18 protein-coding genes are annotated in these 21,171 nt (G+C 69.9%); 12 read left to right on the plus strand and 6 right to left on the minus strand.

The window, feature by feature from the left end:
- The 4 genes from AB4078_RS01985 to AB4078_RS02000 form a co-directional block, all read right to left on the minus strand.
- A complete protein-coding gene (locus tag AB4078_RS01985; RefSeq protein WP_440731575.1) occupies positions 1–984 on the minus strand; it encodes an ABC transporter permease in 984 nt (327 codons plus the stop codon).
- Between the two features lie 319 nt (positions 985–1,303).
- Positions 1,304–2,668, minus strand: coding sequence for a sensor histidine kinase (locus tag AB4078_RS01990; RefSeq protein ID WP_441975765.1), 1,365 nt, complete (start codon positions 2,666–2,668; stop codon positions 1,304–1,306).
- 7 nt (positions 2,669–2,675) lie between these two features.
- The gene (locus AB4078_RS01995) at positions 2,676–4,094 is read right to left on the minus strand and encodes a response regulator (protein WP_441975766.1); all 1,419 of its coding nucleotides are present in this window, start codon (positions 4,092–4,094) and stop codon (positions 2,676–2,678) included.
- Positions 4,095–4,244: 150 nt separating this feature from the next.
- Positions 4,245–5,414: a hypothetical protein gene (locus AB4078_RS02000; protein WP_441975767.1), complete on the minus strand. Its 1,170-nt coding sequence runs from the start codon at positions 5,412–5,414 to the stop codon at positions 4,245–4,247.
- Positions 5,415–5,787: 373 nt separating this feature from the next.
- On the opposite strand from AB4078_RS02000, the gene lepA reads away from it, so the two are divergent.
- The 3 genes from lepA (at position 5,788) to hemW (ending at position 9,640) form a co-directional block, all read left to right on the plus strand.
- Entirely contained in the window at positions 5,788–7,641 is a 1,854-nt protein-coding gene (lepA, locus tag AB4078_RS02005; protein WP_441975768.1) for a translation elongation factor 4, read from the plus strand.
- 72 nt (positions 7,642–7,713) lie between these two features.
- The gene (locus AB4078_RS02010) at positions 7,714–8,364 is read left to right on the plus strand and encodes a DUF1990 family protein (protein WP_440731577.1); all 651 of its coding nucleotides are present in this window, start codon (positions 7,714–7,716) and stop codon (positions 8,362–8,364) included.
- Between the two features lie 31 nt (positions 8,365–8,395).
- A complete protein-coding gene (gene hemW / locus AB4078_RS02015; protein ID WP_441975769.1) occupies positions 8,396–9,640 on the plus strand; it encodes a radical SAM family heme chaperone HemW in 1,245 nt (414 codons plus the stop codon).
- Between the two features lie 89 nt (positions 9,641–9,729).
- On the opposite strand, the gene AB4078_RS02020 is transcribed toward hemW, so the two are convergent.
- The gene (locus tag AB4078_RS02020; RefSeq protein ID WP_441975770.1) at positions 9,730–11,169 is read right to left on the minus strand and encodes a carboxylesterase/lipase family protein; all 1,440 of its coding nucleotides are present in this window, start codon (positions 11,167–11,169) and stop codon (positions 9,730–9,732) included.
- Between the two features lie 98 nt (positions 11,170–11,267).
- Here AB4078_RS02020 and hrcA point away from each other — a divergent pair, with 98 nt between their 5' ends.
- The 9 genes from hrcA to AB4078_RS02065 all read left to right on the plus strand — a co-directional run bounded on the left by hrcA (position 11,268) and on the right by AB4078_RS02065 (position 19,301).
- Complete coding sequence (hrcA, locus tag AB4078_RS02025; RefSeq protein ID WP_441975771.1) at positions 11,268–12,302, plus strand: heat-inducible transcriptional repressor HrcA; 1,035 nt, start codon at positions 11,268–11,270, stop codon at positions 12,300–12,302.
- A 49-nt stretch (positions 12,303–12,351) separates the two neighbouring features.
- Positions 12,352–13,458: a molecular chaperone DnaJ gene (gene dnaJ / locus AB4078_RS02030; protein WP_440732418.1), complete on the plus strand. Its 1,107-nt coding sequence runs from the start codon at positions 12,352–12,354 to the stop codon at positions 13,456–13,458.
- Between the two features lie 6 nt (positions 13,459–13,464).
- Complete coding sequence (locus AB4078_RS02035) at positions 13,465–14,193, plus strand: 16S rRNA (uracil(1498)-N(3))-methyltransferase (protein WP_441975772.1); 729 nt, start codon at positions 13,465–13,467, stop codon at positions 14,191–14,193.
- Between the two features lie 37 nt (positions 14,194–14,230).
- On the plus strand, positions 14,231–14,578 hold the full coding sequence (locus AB4078_RS02040) for an HIT domain-containing protein (protein WP_233309285.1): 348 nt from the start codon (positions 14,231–14,233) through the stop codon (positions 14,576–14,578).
- Between the two features lie 70 nt (positions 14,579–14,648).
- Positions 14,649–15,674, plus strand: a complete 1,026-nt coding sequence (locus tag AB4078_RS02045; protein WP_441975957.1) for a PhoH family protein — start codon at positions 14,649–14,651, stop codon at positions 15,672–15,674.
- A complete protein-coding gene (gene ybeY, locus AB4078_RS02050; RefSeq protein ID WP_045270489.1) occupies positions 15,671–16,135 on the plus strand; it encodes an rRNA maturation RNase YbeY in 465 nt (154 codons plus the stop codon). The genes AB4078_RS02045 and ybeY overlap by 4 nt, the downstream gene beginning before the upstream one ends.
- Entirely contained in the window at positions 16,132–17,430 is a 1,299-nt protein-coding gene (locus AB4078_RS02055; RefSeq protein WP_441975773.1) for a hemolysin family protein, read from the plus strand. Before ybeY ends, AB4078_RS02055 begins: the two co-directional genes overlap by 4 nt.
- Entirely contained in the window at positions 17,420–18,340 is a 921-nt protein-coding gene (gene era / locus AB4078_RS02060) for a GTPase Era (protein ID WP_441975774.1), read from the plus strand. Before AB4078_RS02055 ends, era begins: the two co-directional genes overlap by 11 nt.
- Position 18,341: 1 nt before the next feature.
- Positions 18,342–19,301, plus strand: coding sequence for an NADP-dependent oxidoreductase (locus AB4078_RS02065; protein ID WP_441975775.1), 960 nt, complete (start codon positions 18,342–18,344; stop codon positions 19,299–19,301).
- Between the two features lie 61 nt (positions 19,302–19,362).
- Here AB4078_RS02065 and AB4078_RS02070 read toward each other — a convergent pair whose 3' ends face one another.
- The gene (locus AB4078_RS02070) at positions 19,363–21,150 is read right to left on the minus strand and encodes a DUF2207 family protein (RefSeq protein WP_441975776.1); all 1,788 of its coding nucleotides are present in this window, start codon (positions 21,148–21,150) and stop codon (positions 19,363–19,365) included.
- Positions 21,151–21,171 lie beyond the last annotated feature (21 nt).

The raw sequence follows: 21,171 nt of genomic DNA on the forward strand, positions 1-21,171 counted from the left end.
TCAGCTCACCCTCACTCGCGGATCGAGGACCACCACGGCGATGTCGGCGAGGATGGCGCCGATCGCCGTGAGCACGGCGCTGAAGGCGGCGATCGCCACCACGCCGTGGACATCGTTGGTGCCGATGGTCTGCACGAAGTACCGGCCCATGCCGTTCCACGCGAAGATCGTCTCGGTCAGCACCGCACCGGTGAACACGGTGGGGATGCTGAAGGCCAGCTGGGTCGCGACAGGGATCAGCGACGTGCGCAGCGCGTGCTTGCGGATCGCTTGCGGCTTCGTCAGACCCTTGGCTCGCGCGGTGCGGACGTAGTCGGCCTTGATGTTGTCCAGCAGCAGGGAGCGCTGCAGGAAGTGGTAGCTGGAGTAGCCGATGAACACCAGCGCGATGGTCGGAAGGATCAGATGCTGCAGGGTGTCGATCAGCACCGGGAAGAACCCCGTCACCCCGTCGCTGCGCGCCCCCGTGACGTAGAACAACCGGAAGCCGAGCGCGTCGTTGATCGCGATCGCGATGATCACGATGCCGAGCGCCGCGACGATGATCGGGATGTTCATGGTGACGATGGAGATGCCCTGCCAGACACGGTCCGCGACCTTGTACTGCCGAGAGGCGGTGTACACGCCGATGGCGATGCCGAGCACCGCCGTGATGATCGTCGCGCCGAGCACGAGTTCGCCGGAGACCCACATGCGATACGCGATCTGGTCGTTCACGGACTGTCCGACCGGGCTCACTCCCCAGTTCCAGTGCAGGACGATGTCGGTGAACCAGTGCCACCAGCGCTCCAGCAGCGGCACGGTGTCGCTGAGGTTGCGAGGTTCGAGGAGGCGGTTGATCTGGTCTTCGCTCAGCGGAGGGCGACGACCGACGTAGTTGCTGCGCGGATCGAGGAAGGCCCACGCGAGGAAGTACGTGACATTGGTCGCCACCACGATCATGAGGAGCCAGCCGAGAGCCCGGCGCAGCAAGTACTTGATCAAGATGGTTTCTCTCTCTGGTCACAGGCGCAGCGCGGGATCTCCGACGCAGCGCTGGGTCGATGCCATATCAACACGACCCGAAACCGGTGACGCGGTGCTCCGGCCCGCGCAGTGCGAGACGGAGTGTTGCTGCTGCTGACACCCGGTTCCGGGGAGCGGCAACCTCGCGAGACTATCATCGGCCGGGCGCGATGCCGTATATCGGGCTCGCCTGCCGCGGAACCCACCCGCGGGAGCCGACCACCTCCGCCGGGGACCGGGCGCCGGTGCGGCACGCCGGACCCCGGGGCGCCCTCGCGCCTCGGCGGGCGGCTTCATCTCACGGCGTCGTCGCCTCAGGTTGTGACTCCGCCCCTGAGGGAATCGCGGTCAGAGGGGTGGCGGGAACCCAAGCGCGGGCGATCGTGCCGTTGCCGTTGCCGTTGCCGTTGCCGTTGCCGTTGCCGTCGTGCAGTTCCAGGCCGCCACCGGCCGCGGCGAGGCGCACGCGCTGGGAGGCGACGCCGATGTGCCCCGCGGCGAGCTGGGCGTCGACCCGCCCGGGCGGGATCCCCACGCCGTTGTCCGTCACGGCGAGCGTGGCGACTGCATCCGAGAGGCCGAGCGCGACCCGCACCTGGGTCGCCCTGGCGTGCTTGACCACGTTGGCGAGGAGTTCCCGTGCGGCATTGAACAGGAGTGCGTCTGCGCTGGTGCGGGTCTGCTCGTCCCAACCGTCGAGGTCGACCTCGGCGTGGAACCGGCCGCGTGCCGCGCTGGTGCGCACCAGCTCCGTGACCGCGCGCGCCAGACCAGAGGTCTCCAGCACTCGGGGGTGCAGTTCGGCCACGGTCGAGCGCAGGAGCATCACCGTCTGACTCAGCGCCTGGTCGATGCGGGCCAAGGGCTCGCGCGTCTCCGCCGCGGGTTCCGCCGCGGCGAGCCCTTCCAGGTCCTCCAGGTCCAGGCGCGCGGCCAGCACATACTGCAGCGCGCCGTCGTGCAGGCTCTCGGCGAGGTCGGCGCGTTCGCGTCGCTCGATGAGCGTCAGCTGCGAGAGCAGTTCGTCTCTGGCGGTGGCGAGCTCCGAGATCGCGGCGACTCTGGACGCCTGCACCCGGGCCAAAAGTACGCAGCCCGCGCTGAGCCCGGCCAGCACGACCCCGCGCAGCCAGACGGACGCGGTCGGCTCCTCGTTGGCAGCGCGGGTGATGAAGGCGATCGCGAGGTAGGTGGCGACGGCCGGAACGCACACGACGAGGCAGATGCGCCAGCGCTGTTCGAGCGCGGCGATCACCGGGACGAGGAAGAACCCGCGCAGCAGCACATCGGAGGTCCAGCTCGCCGACCCGGAGTCGATGCCCGTCACCAGGGCGAGGGCCGAGAGGGCGGCCAGGTCGACGAAGGCCGCCGGCCACACCCGCCGGCCGTACCAGCTGCCCCTGGGCCGGATCAGCCAGCCCAGCGCGGCCAGCCAGATCGCGTACGCGGCAACGATGCCGTAGCACGCGAAGTCGTCGCGGAGCGGCGGCACGAGGACGCAGGTGAGCACGAGGAAGACGACCAGCACGAGCCTCAGGACCATCTGGACGACCACCCCCTGGAAGGCGTGGCCGACCGCGAGTCGGGACGGTCGGGATCCGGCTGACGAACCCGCCGGCTCCTCACCGGGGGTGGAATGACCGGGGCGCGCCGTGCTGCTCATCCGGCGCTCATTCGACCAGTCCGCGCCGCATGCCCTCGGCCACGGCCGCAGCACGGTCGGAGACGCCGAGCTTCTCGTAGAGCCGCTGCGTGTGCGTCTTCACCGTGCTCGCGCCCAGGAACAGCTCGGAGGCGAGCTGAGGCACGGAGAGACCGCGGGCGAATCCGCGCAGCACCTGCAGCTCGCGCTCGCTGAACACGGGACCGCTGGAGGCGGCGCGAAGCCGGATCTGGTCGGCGAGACCTGCGGTCAGCTCGGGCGGCACCACGGTGTGCCCCTGCGCGACCTGGAGCACGGCATCGACGATCTGAGGCCGTCGGCTGTCCTTGCCGAGGTATCCGCACGCGCCGAGCTCGAGGGCCCGGAAGACGACCGCGCTGTCGGTGACGGCGGATAGGAGGAGCACTCTCGTGGGGAGCTTGTCACGGGCGACGGCCTGCACCAGGTCGAGGCCGTCCAGGTCGGGCATCTGGTAGTCGACGACGGCGACATCCGGGTGTTCGTCGGAGATCAGCGCCAGTCCCGCCCGGCCGTCATCGGCTTCGCCGACGACGCGGATCCGACCGCTCTGGGTCAATCCTCGCACCAGGCCATCACGGAAGAACGGATGATCGTCGACCACGACGACCCGGACCAGGTGCCCGTGCTGCAGCTCCGCCACGGGAGAAGGATACTCCGCCTCGTGCGGTCGGTTCCGGCCCTTCTGAAGCTGCTCCATCACCCGGTAGGCCGCGGCCGCCTTGGTGCCGGTGGCCTCCGACGCCGGCTGTGTGATGCTGACGTTGTCGACCTCGTAGTGGGTGCCGTTGGCATCGAAGGTGAAGTCGCCGATGATCTTCGCCGTGCTCACGTTCTCCTCGAGCCAGACCGTCTTGCCCGGCTCGGCGGTGATCACGATCGACTGCCCGTCGCCGTCGGAGGCGCTCCAGGTGTGCTTCGCCGTGAACGTGGCCGAGAGCTCCGAGTTCACCGCGTCGAGCACGCTGAAGCCGGCGGTGGTCGTGAGTGACGTGCCGAGCGACCAGCTGGAGTTGTGCGCGTGACTGACCGTCACGGTCTCCTGCATGGGCTGATCGGGCTTGCCGGTCACGGACGAGGCGAGCTTTCCCTCCGAGTCGTACACCGGGCTCCAGCCGGTCTGCGCGTACACGGGGGCGGCGGTCGGGGTGAACGTGGCGTTGGATGCGCCGCCGTAGAGCGTCATGGCGTCGGCGGCGCCCTTCTGGTCGGCCTTCGCGTCGATGATGACGAGCGAGCCGGCGCCGGTGGTCGCCGCGTTGGCCGCCGCGAGCCCGCTGCAGGCGATCAGTGCGATCGCCGCGGCCGAGCCGGCGACCACGGCCAGCGGGCCGCGGAGCCGCCCGCGGCGCGACCGGAGGAGAGTGTCGGCGGAGTCTGTGCTGGTCTGGGGGGTGTGGGTGGTCATGTCCGTGTTCCTTGTCGGGTGAGTGTCTTAGCCGGGTGGGGCGCCGATGTATCGAGGTTCCCAGCGGCGGGGAGGGCGTGGTGTCGTCTGATCGGTGGAGCCACCGGGGGATTCCGGACCCCATCGATCGGGGGAAGCCAGGGACCTCGGTCAGTGGCCCGCCGCCGCGGTGAGCGGCGGTGCCGCCGTCTCCGTCGCGCTGACGTCCATGCCGGTGTGGCGGGTGCCGTGCGGGTCGACGATGTCGCCGCGCGAGATGGAGACGTTCTCGATCGTGAAGGTCGTGCCCTCCGGGGTGGTGAAGGTCAGCGTGCCGGTCATGCTCGCGACGGTGAGGTCGCGGTATACGTAGCCGGACTTGCCCGGGTTGATCGGAGCGGACTGCGAGATCTGCACGCTGTCGGTGTCACCCCAGGACTGGTCGCCCGTCACGGATGCGGCGATCTTCCCGACGAAGCCGAACACGTTCGAGCTCTCCGAGTAGGTGAGCGCCTCGCCGATCGTGGTGCTCTCGCCGACCGAGGTGCTGTGGCTGACGCCCAGCGTCGCCGGTGCGCTGGAGTAGTTCTCCAGCGTGCTCGAGATCTGCTGCTGGTCGATCTGCTGGAAGGTCGGCGTCGTCGACACCGGCGTCCAGCTGACGTTCGCCGCAGCGACCCGCGGCAGCTCGGAGTTCACGATCGCGGTCGCGTCGGCTGCATCCTTGTTCGCGTCGATCGTGATCGACGTCGGCGAGTTCCAGATGGCGTCCGCGTGGTTCGCGAGACCATCCGGATCCCCCTGCATGTGGTAACTTCCGGACTCGGTCCAGGCGCCGTTCGAGGCCCGGTCGAGGGAGTAGGACCGGAAGTTGTCCGGCTTGTCCACGACGTACATGTCGTGGGTCTGCCCGGCCGCGTCGACGAACCGGTAATCCGTGCCGCTCTGCCCGTAGGGGCCGTAGTTCGGCACCCACTGCGCGGTCTGACCCGGGGCGAGCGTCTGCGGCGGCGTCACGAGCCAAGGGCCGGTCCAGTAGTACTCCGTGCTGAACTGCGTCAGGGTCCAGGTGTACGGGGTGTCGTTCGTCACCTGCGACATCGCGTAGGCGCCGGGCGGTGTCGCCGAGACGGTCTGCGTCTTGGCGTTCTCCGCCCCGGGCTTCTTCGTCATCGCCGGCGGAACCCCTGTCCCGACCGGCGTCGCGGTTGTCGAGGATCCGGTCGGGCTCGGGGTCGTGCTCGGTGTCGCGGCCATCGCGGCCCCCGTGCCCACTCCGGTCAGCACGATGCCGAGTGCGAGTGCCCCACTCAGTTTGGAGATGAAAGTCTTTGTAGTCATCGACCGCTTCCCTTCCGTCGGCCGCCGATGTGCGGCCTGGTGTGTTCTGTCTTCGAGCCTCCCTTGGCATAGGAGCGGTGACCATCGGCCCATCGGGCCATGACCTGGGGGAGCGGTGGGTCCCCCGATCGGGGGATACAGGGCTTTTCGCACAGCGGCCGACCCGTTCCGAGCGCTCGCCGCGGAACCGCGCTCGAGAGTCCGCCCTGGGAATCGACGTCCGAGGCCCGTTGCTCGAATCCGGGAGCCCGTCCCGCGGGCATACCGCTCGCTCCCGTAGAATCGATAAGATCCCCGGACTCGAGCGGGGCTGCTCGATCCGCACGCGCACTCTGCTGCGCAGGACCTTCGCCACGGACAACCTCAGGACCCCATGTCACCTCGCGCCCTCACTCCGCTGCAGCCGGCCGCCACGCCTCCGCAGCAGATCCGCAACTTCTGCATCATCGCCCACATCGATCACGGCAAGTCGACGCTGGCCGACCGGATGCTCCAGATCACCGGCGTGGTCTCCGACCGCGACATGCGCGCGCAGTATCTGGACCGCATGGACATCGAGCGCGAGCGCGGCATCACGATCAAGAGCCAGGCCGTGCGCATGCCCTGGCAGGTCGACGGCGAGACCGTCGCGCTGAACATGATCGACACTCCGGGGCACGTCGACTTCACCTACGAGGTCTCCCGCTCGCTCGCCGCGTGCGAAGGCGCGATCCTCCTCGTCGACGCCGCGCAGGGCATCGAGGCCCAGACGCTCGCGAACCTGTACCTCGCGCTCGAGAACGATCTCACGATCATCCCGGTGCTGAACAAGATCGATCTGCCCGCCGCCGAGCCCGAGAAGTACGCCAAGGAGCTCGCCGACCTCATCGGCGGTCGCCCCGAGGATGTGCTGAGGGTCTCCGGCAAGACCGGCGTCGGCGTGGAGGAGCTCCTGGACCGTCTCGTGCAGCAGATCCCGGCGCCGTCCGGCGACGCGGATGCCCCGGCGCGCGCGATGATCTTCGACTCGGTCTACGACTCCTACCGCGGCGTGGTCACCTACGTGCGGATGGTCGACGGCAAGCTGTCGCCGCGCGAGCGGATCCAGATGATGTCCACGGGAGCCAACCACGAGTTGCTGGAGATCGGCGTCTCCAGCCCCGAGCCGGTGCCCTCCAAGGGCCTCGGCGTCGGTGAGGTGGGTTACCTGATCACCGGGGTGAAGGACGTGCGCCAGTCGAAGGTCGGCGACACGATCACCAACGCCCGCAAGCCCGCGACCGAGGCGCTGGCCGGATACACCGACCCGAAGCCCATGGTGTTCAGCGGCATCTACCCGATCGATGGCAGCGACTACGCGGAGCTGCGTGAGGCCCTCGACAAGCTCAAGCTCTCCGACGCGTCGCTGCAGTACGAGCCGGAGACCTCGGTCGCACTCGGCTTCGGGTTCCGCTGCGGCTTCCTCGGCCTGCTGCATCTGGAGATCATCACGGAGCGGCTGTCCCGCGAGTTCGGCCTCGACCTCATCACGACCGCACCGAGCGTGGTCTACGAGGTGCTCACCTCCGACACCGGCGAGACGGTCACCGTCACCAACCCCAGCGAGTACCCCGACGGGCGGATCGGATCCGTCTCCGAGCCGATGGTGAAGACGGCCATCCTGCTGCCCAAGGATTACGTCGGCACCGTGATGGAACTCTGCCAGTCCCGCCGCGGCACCCTGCTGGGCATGGAGTACTTCTCCGAGGAGCGCGTCGAGCTGCGCTACAACATGCCGCTCGGCGAGATCGTGTTCGACTTCTTCGACCAGCTGAAGTCCAAGACGCAGGGCTACGCCTCGCTCGACTACGAGCCCTCGGGATCCCAGGAGTCCGACCTGGTCAAGGTCGACATCCTGCTGCAGGGCGAGAAGGTCGATGCGTTCAGCTCGATCGTGCACCGCGACAAGGCCTACGCCTACGGGACGATGATGGCCGAGCGGTTGCGCAAGCTGATCCCGCGTCAGCAGTTCGAGGTGCCGATCCAAGCTGCGATCGGCGCACGCATCATCGCCCGCGAGACCATCCGCGCCATCCGCAAGGACGTGCTCGCCAAGTGCTACGGCGGTGACATCACCCGTAAGCGCAAGCTCCTCGAGAAGCAGAAGGAGGGCAAGAAGCGGATGAAGATGGTCGGCCGCGTCGAAGTCCCCCAGGAGGCGTTCATCGCCGCGCTCTCGGGAGATGTCGAGGGCAAGGACAAGAAGTAGGCTGCGCGCGATGCACCCCACCCTTGGGAGAACCTGGGTGGGGCGCCGGGGCCAGCAAGTAGGGTGGTTGTCATGCGTCGCGGGACATTCCGAGAAGGAACGGTGGACTATGCCGCCGTGGGGGCAACCCACGCGCCCGACCTGATGCAGTATCCGCCGGAGCGGAGCATTCCCGCCGAGGAGTCGTGGCGGCTGGGCAGTGGCGAAGAGCGGTTCCGCACCGCCGGCGACGCCCTGCTGTCCTGGACGGCGCAACGTGCGGCGGGTCTTCAGCTCACGGATGTGCGTCCGGCATCGAGCCCCGGGTACGCCGGGGTCAGCTTCGACGCCGAGGGCGCCCCGATCGCCCCGAGCCGTACCGAGGTGGAGCCGCGTTACGACGAGGACGGCACGCCGTGGGTGGGCCCCGGCATGACTCTCAAGCTGCACGGACGGGTGTCGGGCATGCGTGCGGACGCCGAGCTGCGGGTGATCTCGGTGACGGAGCAGACCCACCGGATCGGGTTCGTGCTGGGCACGGTCGCCGGATCCGTGGTGAGCGGCGAGGAGTCGTTCGACATCGAGTGGAACGACGCCGACGAGGTGTGGTTCACGGTGCGCGCCTTCGACCGACCGAACAGCTTTCTGTACCGCAGCTTCCCGTATCTGGTGAAGCGCCGCCGTCGCGAGCTGTTCGCTCGGTACCTGCGGGCGATCTCCCCGCTGTACGCGACGCCCCTCTGATGGGGTCTCTGCTGACGGGGAGGACGGCCTGATGGCCGGCCCCCTGCCGCTCGGGGATCCGGCTCCCGCGGATGGCCGCCTGCCGGATGATCTGCCGATCGATCCTGACGCGCCGTTCTCTGCGTATCTGCACGTGCCGTTCTGCCGGGTGCGCTGCGGCTACTGCGACTTCAACACGTACACGGCGTCCGAGCTGCGCGGTGCGCGGCAGGACACGTACGCCGAAACCCTGATCCAGGAGATCGCCCTCGCCCGCGACGTGCTGGCCGAGCGTGGTCCGCTCCGCCCGCTGAGCACGGTGTTCTTCGGCGGCGGGACGCCCACGCTGCTGCCGGCGGGCGACCTCGGCCGCATGCTCGGCGCCGTGGTCGGCGCGTTCGGCATCGCCGCCGATGCCGAAGTGACCGTGGAGGCCAACCCCGACACGGTGACCCCTGAGGTGGCCGAGGAGCTCGCGGCCGCCGGTGTCACCCGGATGTCGATCGGGATGCAGTCCGCCGTGCCGCACGTGCTCGCGGCGCTCGACCGCACGCACCGGCCGGAGAACGTGCGCACCGCGGTCGACGCGGCCCGCGCCGCAGGGCTCGCGGTCAGCGTGGACCTCATCTACGGCGCACCGGGGGAGTCGCTGGAGGATTGGCGTTCCTCGCTGACGACCGCAATCGCCCTGGATCCGGATCACATCTCCGCGTACGCGCTGATCATCGAGGACGGCACGAAACTCGCCCGTCAGATCCGGCGCGGCGAGGTTCCCGCTCCCGACGACGACCTGCAGGCCGACATGTACGAGCTCGCCGACAGCCTGTTGAGCGAGGCCGGGTTCGACTGGTATGAGGTGAGCAACTGGGCCCGTCGGCCTTCGACCGAGGTCGGTCGCAGTGCCGCGGATCAGCGCTCCCGGCACAACATGGCGTACTGGCGCGGCACGGACTGGTGGGGCTTCGGGCCCGGGGCGCACAGCCACGTCGCCGGCCTGCGGTGGTGGAACGTGAAGCACCCTGCCGCGTACGCGCAGCGGCTCGCGGTGGGGGAGTCACCGGCAGCGGGCACGGAGCGGCCCGATGCAGATGCCGCCCTGCTGGAGCGGATCCTGCTGCGCTCGCGCATGGCGGAGGGCATGCCGCTGGACGCCATCGCGGCCGACGCCCGCACCAGGGTCGCGGGGCTCATCGCCGACGGCCTCGTCGAAGCCGGTCCCGCACTGCGCGGCACCCTCGTGCTCACGCTGCGCGGACGGCTGCTCGCCGACGCCGTGGTGCGCGCGCTGACGGATTGATCCGGCGCAGGCCGTTCACTGGTCGCGAAATGCGCTCATTCGCCGCAGCGAACCGCAATTCGCGACCAGTGAGCGGAGGCGGACGACGCTCAGCCCCTGGGTGCCGGCAGCAGATCCAGCACCGTCTGCCTTCGCTGCGGGCCGATGACGGGCCCTTCGCCTGCGCCATCGAACAGCGCCGCGGTGCGCTGCATGTCGAACGCCGGCCATCCCGGATCGCCGTCGCGGATGAAGCGCACCCAGGCGTCGTGCATCGCGCTGGCCAGGGCCTGCGGGGGCGCGGTGCCCGCGATCTTGGCGCTCTCGGGATCGCGGAGCCGGTCGAACACGAACCCGATCTCCAGGGCATGCGCGGCGCGCAGGTCACGCACCGGACTCGGCCACGAGAACTCGTACACGAACGTCTGCGCGGTGCGGGCGCGCGCGACCCGGGCGGCCGGCGCGCGCAGCAACAGGTCTGTGGCGAGCTGGCCGAACACCTCCCCGGTGCTCCCTCCAGGATGGTCGGCACGTACGGCCCTGGCGGCTGCGGCCGGGATCCGCAGGGCGAGCCGCGCGAGCAGGAGCTTCGACGGCCGGATTGCGGCCAGCGCCTCCGGCGGGAACCACAGACGGTACTCGTCGGTGTTGGTGCCGATCAACAGCGGCACATCGACGTCGGCGAGCGCCTCGTGCGGTGATCGCGGCAGCGAATCGGGATCCCGCACGAGCTGGAAGCCGGGGGCACCGCCGAGCGGGGAGGATCCGGCGGACTGCGCGCGCCGTGCCTCGAGCAGGGCATCCGGAGTGAGAGACGTGAATGCCTCGCGCGTCGCCGCGACGCCGAGGCGCTTCGCGAGCTGCTGGGTCACGCGTCCGCCGCGCTCCGGCGTCTGCGCCTCCAGCGGTCCGGACTGCACGATCGCGCCGCGCACCAACGCGCGGGTGTCGGGCCGGGAGAGCAACGCTGCCACGAGCGCGCCGCCCGCGGATTCGCCCATGAGCGTGATCCGATTCGGGTCGCCGCCGAACGCCGCGATCTCGTCGCGCACCCAGTGCAGGGCCGCCGCAACGTCCTGCAGCCCCAGGTTGCGGGGCGCCCCCTCGAGCACCGAGAAGCCCTCGGACCCCAGCCGGTAGCCGACGCTGACGAACACCACCCCGTCGCGGGCGAACGCCGTGCCGTCGTACATCGACAGTGCCGCCGTGCCGCGCTCGAGTGCGCCGCCGTGGATCCACAGCACGACAGGGGCCGAGTTCGCGTCGGCCGGAGCCCAGACGTTCGCCGTGAGGATGCCGTCGCCGTCGATGCGGACGCTGCCGAGGATCTCCGCGGTCGCCCCTGCATACGGCAGTTGCGGGGCCGTCGGACCGAATGTCTCGGCGTCGCGAGGTGCAGACCAGGGTTCCACCGGTTGCGGGGTCCGGAAGCGGAGTTCGCCGAAAGGGGGCGCCGCGTACGGCACGCCGAGGTAGCGATCGATACCGACGTCACGTCGGCCGAGCAGGTCGCCGGAGGAGATCCTGGTGCGCACGACGTCCTGACCCATGGCCACATCCTAAGAGTGTCGTATCCTCGGTCCGCTCCCGGCCCGGCAGGATAGGATTGGCACTCAGGTCGCACGAGTGCCAACGGTGAGGAGGAGTGATGGTCTCAGAACGCGGACTCCAGGTGCTCCGTGCCATCGTCGAGGACTACGTGGAGACGAACGAGCCGGTCGGCAGCAAGTCGATCGTGGAGCGGCACGCGTTCGGCGTGTCCGCGGCCACGATCCGCAACGACATGGCCCAGCTCGAGGACGAGGACCTCATCGCGGCGCCGCACACCTCTTCCGGGCGCGTGCCGACCGACAAGGGATACCGTGTCTTCGTCGACCACCTCGCGCAGGTGCGACCGCTCTCTTCGGCACAGCGCAACGCGATCACGGCCTTCCTCGCGGATCCTGCCGACCTCGATGACCTCATGGTTCGCACGGTGCGCGTGCTCACACGCCTCACCGGCCAGGTCGCGCTGGCGCAGTATCCGTCTTTCGCTCGTGCGCACGTCACGCACGTCGAGCTCGTCGCCCTCGGCCCCAGCCGGCTGCTGATCGTGCTGGTCACCGACGCCGGCGGTGTGTCGCAGCGGATCGTGCCGCTGCCGGTCGAGCTCGACGAGCCAGAGCTCGGCGTGCTCCGCGCGGTCATCACCGAGCTGTTGACCGGCCGTTCGGTGCGCCGCGGTGCCGAGCGCGTGGAGGCGGCGGCGGAGACCTCGTACGGCCCTCGGATCGACGCGGCCCTTGGTGCGCTGCTGCGCGCCGTTGCCGAGGAGCTCGCGGAGTTCCGGCAGGAGCGCCTGGTCATGGCGGGGGCGGCGACCCTGGCCCGCCGGGAGCACGACTTCCGCGGCAGCATCCATCCGCTCCTCGAGGCCATCGAGGAGCAGGTGACGCTGCTGCGCCTCATGAGCGAGATGCACGTCGACGAGCACGGACTCGCGGCGAGCATCGGCACGGAGAACGCCGCGTTCGGCCTCGGCGAGGCCTCGATCGTGGCGAGCGATTACCTGACGCATGGCGGTACCGCGCGCGTGGGCGTGATGGGGCCGACCCGCATGGACTATCCGAGCAACCTCGCGGCGGCGCGGGCCGTGGCCCGCTACCTGTCGCAGCTGCTCGAAGAGGATGAGACCGGCCGTTGATCGGCCGCACGAACACGCATGCCGCCGACGGCGGCCCGGAAAGGCGATGGTGACGGATCACTACGAGGTTCTCGGCGTCTCGCGCGATGCGAGCGAGGACGAGATCAAGAAGGCGTATCGACGGCTCGCGCGTCAGCTGCACCCCGACGTGAACCCCAGTGAGGATGCGGCGGAGCGGTTCAAGCTCGTCACGCACGCCTATGACGTGCTGAGTGACGCCGACTCGCGGCGCCGCTACGACATGGGCGGCGACCAGAACGGCAACGGCGGTTTCGGTGGGTTCGGCGGCTTCGGCGACATCTTCGAGACCTTCTTCGGGGGCGGAGGGGCGCGCGCGGCCCGGCCGCGTTCGCGCCGGGAGCGGGGCCAGGACGCGCTGGTGCGGGTCACGCTCGAGCTCGGCGACGTCGTGTTCGGTGTGCACCGCGACATCGACGTGGACACCGCCGTGCTGTGCGAGACGTGCCAGGGCTCCTGCTGCCAGGAGGGCACCTCACCGGTTACCTGCGACATCTGCGGCGGATCCGGACACGTGCAGCAGCAGGTGCGCAGCCTGCTCGGCAACGTCATCACGACCGCGCCGTGCGGCTCCTGCGAGGGCTTCGGCACGACGATCCCGTTCCCGTGCCAGACCTGCAACGGTCAGGGACGGGTGCGTTCGCGCCGTACCGTCGGCCTCGACATCCCCGCCGGCGTCGAGTCCGGCCTGCGCCTGCAGCTGCCCGGGTCGGGCGAGGTCGGCCGCGCGGGCGGCCCGAACGGCGACCTGTACGTCGAGGTCACGGTCTCCCCGCACGCCCGCTTCAGCCGCGACGGCGACGACCTGCTCGCCACTCTCGAGGTGGCGATGAGCGATGCGATCCTCGGGACCACCACGACCATCGAGTCGCTGGACGGGCCCGTGGATCTGGAGATCCGCCAGGGCCTCCAGTCCGGCGATGTGCTGACGATCAAGGGCCGCGGCGTCACGCCGCTGCGCGGAACCCAGCGCGGCGACCTGCGCGTCGGCGTACAGGTGCTGACCCCGACCAAGCTCGACCATAAGGAGCGCCAGCTCATCGAGGACTTCGCCAAGCGCACCAAGGCACCGGCGCCGAAGCTGGCCGAGTTCCACCAGGGGCTGTTCTCCAAACTGCGCGACCGCTTCCGGGGCTGACCCGCGATGGCCCTGCACTTCGTGACGCCCGACGCGACGGCGGCCGCGGCCGGTTCGGTCCTCGCCCTCACCGGCGCCGAGGCCAAGCACGCCGCTGTCGTGCGCAGGGTGCGGATCGGGGAGCCGATCACGCTCGGAGACGGGGCGGGCGTCTGGCTCGAGGGCGAGGTCGCGTCCTCAGCCCCCGGCCTGGTGGAGGTGCGCATTCTGTCGCGCAGGGAGGATCCGAGACCGGATCCGCGGATCCTGCTCGTGCAGGCGCTGGCGAAGGGCGACCGCGACGAGCTCGCGGTGCAGGCCGCGTGCGAGCTCGGCGTCGACGAGATCGTTCCGTGGCAGGCGGCGCGCAGCGTCTCCCGGTGGGAGGGGGCCAAGGCGGTGAAGGGCCGGGAACGCTGGGCCACGATCGTGCGCGAGGCCGCCAAACAGGCCCACCGATCCTGGATCCCGGAGGTCGCATCCGTCGAAGCGACAGCCGATCTGGCGCGCCGTGCGGCGACGCAGCGGGTGCTGATCCTGGACCCGACGGCGCCTGCGGCGCTGTCCGCCCTCGTCCCGGACGAGCGCGACATCGTGCTGGTCGTCGGCCCCGAGGGCGGGATCGCCCCCGAGGAGATCGAGCGTCTTGTCGCCGCCGGCGCGGAACGCGTGCTGTTGGGCGACACCGTGCTGCGCACCTCGACCGCGGGCCCCGCCGCCATCGCGGTGCTGAACGTGGCGCGCGGGCGCTGGTAGCCGACGCCGCCCGGCACCGCGCGGATAGACTGATTCCATGAGCGAACCCTCGATCTTCACGCGCATCCTGAACGGGGAGATCCCCGGCGAGATCCTGCTGGAGACCGAGGATGTCTTCGCAATCCGCGACATCAACCCGCAGGCGCCTCTGCATGTGCTCGTGATCCCCAAGTCCGAGCAGTTCCGCGACGTCACCGAGCTCGCCGCAGGCGACCCCGGACTCATGGCGAAGATGGTCGCTGCGGCGAAGGAGATCGCCGATGAGCACGCGAACGGCGAGTACCGCCTGATCTTCAACAACGGCGCGAGTGTCGCGCAGTCCGTCTTCCACGTGCACGCCCACGTGCTCGGCAATCTTGAGGAGAACAAGCTCGTTGGCTTCTGACGACACGGCCGAGGGCGTCGCGCCCTCCCAGTCCGTGACCTCCGCCCGCATCGAGGTGGACGGGGTCGCGATGGTGCAGCTGCTCGGACCACAGGACCGGCTGCTGCGCATGCTCGAGAAGGAGCATCCGGCGGTCGACGTGCTGGTGCGCGGCAACGAGGTCACTCTGACCGGCGAGCCGGCCGCGGTGCGCTCGGCGCAGAAGCTCGTGGATGAGCTCATCGAGCTGACGCGCTCCGGGCATGCACTCGTCCCCAGCGATGTCGCGCAGTCGGCGCGGATGCTGGAGCGGGAGGGCGTGCGCCCGAGCGAGGTCCTCGGCGAGGCGATCCTGTCGACGCGGGGTCGCGTGATCCGGCCGAAGACCCTCGGCCAGAAGGAATACGTCGACGCGATCGATGAGAACACGATCGTGTTCGGCATCGGCCCCGCCGGCACCGGTAAGACCTATCTCGCGATGGCGAAGGCGGTGCAGGCGCTGCAGCGCAAGGAGGTCGAGCGGATCATCCTCACCCGCCCGGCCGTCGAGGCCGGGGAGCGGCTCGGATTCCTGCCGGGAACCCTCACCGACAAGATCGATCCGTACCTGCGCCCGCTCTACGACGCGCTGAACGAGATGATGGATCCCGAGATCGTCCCCAAGCTGATGGCGAGCGGCACGATCGAGGTCGCCCCGCTCGCGTACATGCGCGGCCGGACGCTGAACGACTCGTTCGTCGTGCTGGACGAGGCGCAGAACACCACGCCCGAGCAGATGAAGATGTTCCTCACCAGGCTCGGGTTCGGCACGCGCATGGTCGTCACAGGCGACATCACCCAGATCGATCTTCCTCAGGGCGCCTCCGGATTGCGCGTCGTGACCCGGGTGCTGGAGGACATCGACGACATCCACTTCTCACGGCTCACGAGTGACGACGTCGTGCGCCACTCGCTGGTGGGTCGCATCGTGGATGCGTACACCGAATACGACGAGCAGCGCACCGCGGTCCGCGCCGAGCGCGAGCAGGCGGCGGAGTTCGCCAACCGCGCCGAGCGACGTGCCGGGCAGCAGCGCCCCGGACCCCGAGACCGCATGCCGAAACGAGGCCTGAAATGATCGAGATCAACAACGAATCGGCCATCGCGATCGACGAGACGGTGCTCCTGCGCCTCACCGAGCGCAACCTGGGCCAGCTGAACGTGAGCGCGGATGCGGACGTGGCCATCGTCCTCGTCGACGAGGGCGCCATGGAAGCGCTGCACGTGCAGTGGATGGACGAGCCGGGACCGACCGACGTGCTGAGCTTCCCGATGGACGAACTGCGTCCCGGCACCATCGACCGGCCGACGCCGCCCGGGCTGCTCGGCGACATCGTGCTGTGCCCCCAGGTCGCGGAGACCCAGGCGGCCGCAGCCAAGCACACGCTCATGGACGAGCTGATCCTGCTCACGACGCACGGTCTGCTGCACCTCCTCGGATTCGATCACGCCGAACCCGAGGACGAGAAGGAGATGTTCGGCCTGCAGCGCGAGCTCATCGCCGGTTTCGCCGCCGACGAGCGCTCGCACGGTCGATGACGCCATTCCTGCTGCTCGCCGGCGCGATCCTGCTCGTCGCGTTCGGCGGCCTGATGGCGGCGATCGACGCGGCGCTGTCCGTGACCTCGCGGGCGGATTTGGAGGAGATGGGAGCCGAGGGGCGCAATGCGCCGGCCCTCGCCAGGATCGCCGCGGATCCGGAACCCCACGCGAATGCGGTCGCCTTCATGCGTGTGTTCGTGGAGACGGCGGCCGCAGTGCTCGTCACGGTCGCCTTGGTGCTGCTGTTCGACGATCAGATCTGGTGGGCGATGCTCGCCGCCGCGGTGATCATGACCGGCATCACCTTCGTCCTCGTCGGGGCGAGCCCGCGATCCTTCGGTCGCCAGCACGCCGACGCGATGCTGAGGGTGTGCGCTCCCACGATCCGCGCCGTCCGGGTCATCCTCGGCCCGGTCGCGCAGGGGCTCGCGGTCTTCGGCAGCCGGGTCACCCCGGGGGCGGGGCGGAGCACGTTCGCGACCGAGACGCAGCTTCTCAGCATGGTCGACGAGGCGGCCTCGCACGACCTCATCGAGGCGGACGACCGCGAGCTGATCCACTCCGTCTTCGACTTCACCGACCAGTTCGTGCGCGCGGTCATGGTGCCGCGCACCGACATGGTCACCGTCGACGCCGCTGCGACCACATCCGAGGCGATGGATCTCTTCCTGAACCGCGGCGTCTCGCGTATGCCCGTCGTCGATGACGAGGCCGATGATGTCGTCGGCGTGCTCTACCTCAAGGATCTGGTGCAGTTCGCCTACCGGGACGACCGCAGCTGGCGGGCCGCCTCGGTGCGCCGGCTCGCCCGGCCCGCCGTGTTCGTGCCGGAGTCCATGCGTGCGGAGACGCTCCTGCAGCAGATGAAGCGCGAGGCCGTGCACGTGTGCATCGTGATCGACGAGCACGGCGGGATCGCCGGGCTCGTCACGATGGAGGACCTCATCGAGGAGCTCGTCGGGGAGATCTCCGACGAGTACGATCGGCCCGGCTCCGAGGTCGTCGAGCTCGAGCCGGGGCACTATCGGGTGAGCGGGCGGATGAGCCTCGAGGACGTCGGCGAGTTGTTCGGCGTCGAGCTCGAGGACGACGACGTGGACTCCATCGGCGGCCTGCTGGGCAAGGAGCTCGGCCGCATTCCGACTCCCGGCGCGACGGCCGTCGTGCGCGGGCTTCTCCTCACCGGCGGGGCCTCACGGGGTCGCGGCCGCGGCATCGAACATGTCTTCGTCGAGCGGGCCGAGGAGCCGCTCGCGGGGGATCAGAACAAGGAGAACCACGATGAGCGATGAGCGCGACACCGAGACCCCGGCCCCGCACCGCAGCGGGTTCGTGACGTTCGTGGGTCGGCCGAACGTCGGCAAGTCCACACTCACGAATGCGCTGGTCGGCGAGAAGATCGCTATCACCAGCGAGAAGCCGCAGACCACCCGGCGCGCGATCCGCGGCATCGTGAACCGTCCGGACGGACAGCTCGTGATCGTGGACACCCCGGGCATCCACCGCCCTCGGACCCTGCTGGGCGAGCGCTTGAACGACCTCGTCGGGCAGGTGCTCGGTGACGTCGACGTGATCGGCTTCTGCGTGCCGGCGACCGAGAAGGTCGGCCCCGGTGACAAGCGCATCGCGGCGTCGCTGGACGGCTATCCGCGGGCGAAGAAGGTCGCGATCGTGACCAAGGTCGACATCGCGGAGCGCGACGAGATCACCGAGCGGCTCATGGAGGTCGACTCCCTGCGCGAGGACTGGGCGGCCGTGATCCCGCTCTCCGCACTCACTCGGGTGCAGCTGGACGTGCTGGCGGACGAGGTGCTCTCGCTCATGCCGGAGGGCCCGTCCCTGTACGAGGACGACATCGTCACGGACGAGTCCACCGAGGACCGCATCGCCGAGATGATCCGCGAGGCGGCCCTCGAGGGCGTCCGCGACGAGCTGCCGCACTCGATCGCCGTCGTGGTCGACGACATCTCACCGCGCGAGGATTCCGACCTGACCGATGTGCACGCCTCGATCGTCGTGGAGCGAGACAGCCAGAAGGCGATCATCATCGGACGCAAGGGCACTCGGCTCCGCGATGTCGGCGCGACCGCCCGTGCGGGCATCGAGGAACTGCTCGGCACCCGGGTGTTCCTGGGTCTGCACGTGAAGGTCGCCAAGGAATGGCAGCGCGACCCGAAGCAGCTCGGGCGGCTGGGTTTCTGACATGAGCGTCGCCGCGCGGCACTGGATCGCTCCGGAATGGGGCGGTCCGGAGCGGTGGCGGCTGGCCGACACGACGGCACCGGATCCGCAACAGGGCGAGGTGACGATCCGCGTGCACGCGGCGGGGATGAACCCTGCGGACCGCAAGCACGTCGCCGTGCCGAGGCCGGGCGTCGAGCTGCCGGTGCCGATCGGCTATGAGGTCTCGGGCGAGATCCTCGCGATCGGACCGGGCACGCGGATCGGATCGGGGGAGGCGCGAGTCGGCGACGAGGTCGTGGCCTTCCGGGTCCAGGGCGGGTATGCGAGCGCGCTCACGATCCCCGCGGAGAAGGCCTTCCGCAAACCCGCACGCCTGTCGCACGCCGAGGCGGCGAACCTGCTGCTCGCCGGCACCACGGCCGCGGAGATGCTCGAGCGCGTGCACGCTGAGGAGGGTGAGACCATCCTGCTCCACGGCGCCTCGGGCGCGGTCGGGGTCATGGTGCTGCAGCTGGCCGCACTGCGCGGCATCCGCGTGATCGGCACCACGAGCGAGGCCGGCGCCGAGCGCGTGCGTCGGTTCGGCGGCACCCCCGTGGTCGGCGGCACCCCCGTGGCTTATGGCGAGGGTCTTCTGGACCGGGTCCGCGCCACCGGCCTGGCCGTGGACGCGGCGCTGGATGCGGTCGGCACGGACGAAGCCGTCGACGTCTCCCTCGCTCTCGTCGGGGACCGTTCCCGGATCGTCACGATCGCGGCACCCGGTCGCGCGGCGGAGCACGGCTTCCGCGCCATCGCGGGATCCCAGCCCGGCAGTGCAGCGTTCCGCGACGGGATCCGTGGCGAACTGGTGCGTCTCGCGGACGAAGGACGGCTGGTGGTGCCGCTCGCGCGCACCTATCCGCTCGCCGAGGCCGTCGACGCCACTCGTTTCCTCGCCGAGGAGCATCCGGGCGGCAAGCTCGCGCTGATCCCCTGACGGACAGCGGCGATCTCGAGCGCGGTCTCCGCAGACTCCGCGCATCGGGAGGGCGCCGGTATCACCAGCCGCCGGAGGATCCGCCTCCTCCGCCACCGCCGGAGAACCCGCCGCCGAAGGAGCCGCTGGAACTCGACGACGAGCTCGGCGTGGGGGTCGGGCTGAGCGAGCTGTTCATGCCGCTGAGCGAGCCGGCGAAATTCGCGCCGGTGTAGCCGTAGTACCAGCCGGGCGTGATGCCGTCGTGCTCGTACTGCACGGCAAGCACCTGCCCCCACTCGCGTTCCATGCCGAAGAGCATCGCGTAGGGGAGCAGCCGCTCGTACAGCACGATGACGTCCACCGTGCCGTCCGCGCGGCGTTCCGCGCCCCGGTACGACTGCAGCATGCGGATCCGGTCCGCCTCGGCCAGCCGGATGTACTCGCGCACCCCGAGCAGGTACTCGCGCGCCTCAGCGCCCTGCGGCGTGAGGACGGCGCGGCGCGGCAGCGACACGAGGATGGCGACGATCGCGACCGCCGATGCGACGATCGCGACGACGAAGGTCGCGATGGCGGCAGGACGGCCCACCGCCATGCCGGGCGCGGCCAGCACGATCGCGCCGAGGCCCGCCGCGAGTGCGATGACGCTCAGGACCACCGCGAGCACCGAGCGCCGCCGGGTGAGCAGACCACGCTCGAACGCGGCGACATGGGCGGACCCGGCGAGGGCCTTGAGCCGGGCGACCAACGGATCGTTCGGCACCTCGAGATGCAGCGTCGTGCCGACAGGATCTCCGGGGAACAGCGCATGCAGAGCCTCCGCGTCGAGCGCATCGGGGGAGCTCGACGGGTCGAGGAGCTCGAGCACGGGCTTGCTCTCGCCGTCAGAGATGCGGATCGCCCTGTGGACGGCGAGGTGCACGATCTCGGCGGAGTTCGCGACGGGCCGTCGACCCTCGATCTCGGCGGCGAGGACCGGGGGAAACGTGTCAGGCACGTCGTACTGGGCGACCACGATGCCGCGGCCGCTGCGCCGTCCGTTCCGGCGCAGCAGTCCGATGCCGAGGATCGGGCCACCGATCGCGAGCAGCACGGCGAGACCCGCGACGGGATACGGCGCGACGTCGGTCATCGGATCCGGCTGGCGTGCCGGAGCCTGGGCGAAGGTTCCCGCCTTCATCGGGAAGGCGACGGTGACACCGGATCCGGCGGGGACGTTCTCCTGCGTCACGGCGAACCCGGTCCCAGAGGCGGGGGAGAGCGTGCAGCGGGTGGTGGAGTCGACGGGCCCGGCGTAGCAGGAGGGGGCGCCGATCATGGCGGCATCGACGTCCGGGGCGAAGGAGAGCTCGGCGGAGAAGTGCGCGATCGGCTGCGCGGAGTTCAACGGGAGCAGGTTCCAATACCACTCGTCGATTGCCCGGTTGGTGGGCCGATGCACGACATCGCGCATCGTGTAGCGGATCACATAGGTGTTGCGTCCGTGCGCGAACCTGTCAGGATCGCCGATCTTCAGTTGCCGCTCGCCGTCGTCGGTCTCGCTGTCGTCGTACGGCACCGCCTTGCCTGCGCCGTCGGTGATCGAGACGACGTGCAGCCCGAGTGGCGCGCCCTCGTACCAGGTGGGCAGGCCTCGGAGGATGCCGTGGTTCTGGTCGAAGTCGGGGAACTCCGCGACGAGCGTCTCGGTCACCGCCAGCATCGCGCGGCCGTCGGCGTCGCGGCTGAGCAGATACCGCGCGTCCCAGGACGCGTAGGAGAAGTCGTTCGTGTCGGCGTGCGCGGCGGGTGCCGCCAGCAGTGGGGCCAGCACGAGGGCGAGGGCGCCGAGCAGGGTGAGCAGCCGGGCGCGCAGTCGAGCCGTCATGCCAGCCAGACTATCCGTCTC

The organism is Microbacterium sp. 2MCAF23 (genome assembly GCF_052115565.1).
Classification (GTDB): domain Bacteria; phylum Actinomycetota; class Actinomycetes; order Actinomycetales; family Microbacteriaceae; genus Microbacterium.

Coding starts and splice junctions, on each gene's coding strand:
- AB4078_RS01990 (WP_441975765.1), bottom strand. CDS start 2,668: ATGAGCAGCACGGCGCGCCCCGGTCATTCCACCCCCGGTGAGGAGCCG.
- AB4078_RS01995 (WP_441975766.1), bottom strand. CDS start 4,094: ATGACCACCCACACCCCCCAGACCAGCACAGACTCCGCCGACACTCTC.
- AB4078_RS02000 (WP_441975767.1), bottom strand. CDS start 5,414: ATGACTACAAAGACTTTCATCTCCAAACTGAGTGGGGCACTCGCACTC.
- lepA (WP_441975768.1), top strand. CDS start 5,788: ATGTCACCTCGCGCCCTCACTCCGCTGCAGCCGGCCGCCACGCCTCCG.
- AB4078_RS02010 (WP_440731577.1), top strand. CDS start 7,714: ATGCGTCGCGGGACATTCCGAGAAGGAACGGTGGACTATGCCGCCGTG.
- hemW (WP_441975769.1), top strand. CDS start 8,396: ATGGCCGGCCCCCTGCCGCTCGGGGATCCGGCTCCCGCGGATGGCCGC.
- AB4078_RS02020 (WP_441975770.1), bottom strand. CDS start 11,169: ATGGGTCAGGACGTCGTGCGCACCAGGATCTCCTCCGGCGACCTGCTC.
- hrcA (WP_441975771.1), top strand. CDS start 11,268: ATGGTCTCAGAACGCGGACTCCAGGTGCTCCGTGCCATCGTCGAGGAC.
- AB4078_RS02035 (WP_441975772.1), top strand. CDS start 13,465: ATGGCCCTGCACTTCGTGACGCCCGACGCGACGGCGGCCGCGGCCGGT.
- AB4078_RS02040 (WP_233309285.1), top strand. CDS start 14,231: ATGAGCGAACCCTCGATCTTCACGCGCATCCTGAACGGGGAGATCCCC.
- AB4078_RS02045 (WP_441975957.1), top strand. CDS start 14,649: ATGGTGCAGCTGCTCGGACCACAGGACCGGCTGCTGCGCATGCTCGAG.
- ybeY (WP_045270489.1), top strand. CDS start 15,671: ATGATCGAGATCAACAACGAATCGGCCATCGCGATCGACGAGACGGTG.
- AB4078_RS02055 (WP_441975773.1), top strand. CDS start 16,132: ATGACGCCATTCCTGCTGCTCGCCGGCGCGATCCTGCTCGTCGCGTTC.
- era (WP_441975774.1), top strand. CDS start 17,420: ATGAGCGATGAGCGCGACACCGAGACCCCGGCCCCGCACCGCAGCGGG.
- AB4078_RS02065 (WP_441975775.1), top strand. CDS start 18,342: ATGAGCGTCGCCGCGCGGCACTGGATCGCTCCGGAATGGGGCGGTCCG.
- AB4078_RS02070 (WP_441975776.1), bottom strand. CDS start 21,150: ATGACGGCTCGACTGCGCGCCCGGCTGCTCACCCTGCTCGGCGCCCTC.